The organism is Microcoleus sp. F10-B2 (assembly GCF_036704965.1).
Taxonomy (GTDB): domain Bacteria; phylum Cyanobacteriota; class Cyanobacteriia; order Cyanobacteriales; family Microcoleaceae; genus Microcoleus.
In genome coordinates this window covers 1-1,942 of the sequence record NZ_JAUBTB010000214.1, presented here as the reverse complement: position 1 = coordinate 1,942, position 1,942 = coordinate 1, and the positions used below count along the sequence as shown (strand labels likewise).

The following is a 1,942-nucleotide window of genomic DNA, read 5'->3' as shown; positions in this document are numbered from 1 at the left end:
CACGATCGCCCAAATCTCAGTTTTGAGCCCAAAATCCGAGTAAATCTCGAGCATAATTGCTGATTGACAAATGCTTTCTTAGCTTAACTTGTTACCAATCGTCTAGGATTGGATCTGCGGTTAACCGACTAGCCAGAACGGTCGATGAATCGAAAATCCGCAGCTTTTTCCAGATTTTCCAGATATTGGATCGAAAAAAAGCTCCTGCCGTTAAGCAGGAGCCTTTTTCAACTAGACAATCAAATCAGAAATAAATTCGATCGATTAGTCTAAGTTTGGCATAGAAAGTACCGCTTCATTTTCGCGATCGATACCCTTCTCAAAGCCAGCGACAGCCGCGCGAGCGCGACCAGCGTGCCACAAGTGGCCGACCAAGAAGAAGAAACCCATCACAAAGTGGAAACAAGACAACCAAGAACGCGGAGACGTAAAGTTAAACGAGTTAACTTCAGTCGCCACGCCGCCCACAGAGTTCAAAGAACCCAAAGGAGCGTGAGTCATGTATTCAGCCGCGCGGCGAGCTTGCCAAGGCTGAATGTCATTCTTGATTTTGTTCAAGTCCAAACCGTTAGTACCGCGCAAGGGTTCCAACCAAGGGCCTTGGAAATCCCAAAAACGCATCGTTTCACCGCCGAAAATGATTTCGCCAGTAGGAGAGCGCATCAGGTATTTACCCAGACCGGTGGGGCCTTGTGCAGAACCGACGTTAGCACCCAAGCGTTGGTCGCGGATCAGGAAGGTCAAAGCTTGCGCTTGAGAAGCTTCCGGGCCCGTCGGGCCGTAGAATTCGCTGGGGTAAGCAGTGTTGTTGAACCAGACAAAGCAGCAAGCGATGAAGCCCATCAGGGACAAAGCGCCCAAGCTGTAAGACAGGTAAGCTTCGCCAGACCAGATTAAGGCGCGGCGAGCCCAGCCGAAAGGCTTGGTCAAAATGTGCCAAACACCGCCAGCGATACAAATCAGGCCGAGCCAGATGTGACCGCCGATGATGTCTTCCATGTTGTTGACGCTGACTATCCAGCCTTCGCCACCAAAAGGAGAGCGAACCAAGTAGCCAAAAATCACAGCCGGGTTGAGGGTGGGGTTCGTGATAATACGCACGTCGCCGCCGCCTGGAGCCCAAGTGTCGTATACACCGCCGAAGAACATCGCCTTAGCCACCAGCAGCAAGCAACCGCCACCCAACAAAATTAGGTGATAGCCGATGATGTTGGTCATCTGGTTCTTGTCTTTCCAGTCGTAGCCGAAGAAAGAAGAGTATTCTTCGAGAACTTCCGGGCCGCGAACGGCGTGATAAATGCCGCCCAAACCGAGAACAGCAGATGAAATCAAGTGAAGAACACCGACTACGAAGAAGGGGAAGATATCCGTGACTTCACCGCCGGGGCCGACGCCCCAACCCAAAGTAGCGATGTGGGGCATCAAGATTAAGCCCTGTTCGTACATGGGCTTTTCTGGGATAAAGTGAGCGACTTCAAACAAAGTCATTGCCCCAGCCCAGAAAACGATCAAGCCAGCGTGAGCGACGTGAGCGCCCAGCAGTTTGCCGGAGAGATTGATCAAACGAGCGTTGCCAGACCACCAAGCGAACCCGGAGGATTCTTGGTCGCGACCGCTTACGTAAGAATTAGAGAGCGTTACCACGCGGTAGAACCTCCAACGATTTTAGATTTTGGATTTTGGGTTTTTTTGTTCCCTAGTAGGGCACGAGAGTACCGCGCCTGCGCCGGGGAATAGGGATTTGGATTTCAATTTCAATTTAAAAATATTAAATTAATCTGAAATCCAAATCCAGATTTTTTTAAAGTGCGTTACCGCGAGGCAGAACTTCTTCAGGGAAGATAAAGTTTTCGTGGGGTTGATCCGTAGGAGCCATCCAAGCACGAATGCCTTCGTTAAGCAGAATGTTCTTAGTGTAGAACGTTTCAAACTCAGGATCTTC

Annotated in this window: 1 protein-coding gene and 1 pseudogene; both read right to left on the bottom strand. The window is 50.2% G+C overall.

Annotated elements, in window-relative coordinates; translation table 11 throughout:
* Positions 1-264 precede the first annotated feature (264 nt).
* Positions 265-1,644, bottom strand: a complete 1,380-nt coding sequence (gene psbC / locus QUA99_RS32690) for a photosystem II reaction center protein CP43 (RefSeq protein WP_333245366.1) — start codon at positions 1,642-1,644, stop codon at positions 265-267.
* Positions 1,645-1,801: 157 nt separating this feature from the next.
* A pseudogene (locus tag QUA99_RS32685) lies at positions 1,802-1,942 on the bottom strand (photosystem II D2 protein (photosystem q(a) protein)); the annotation flags it as partial.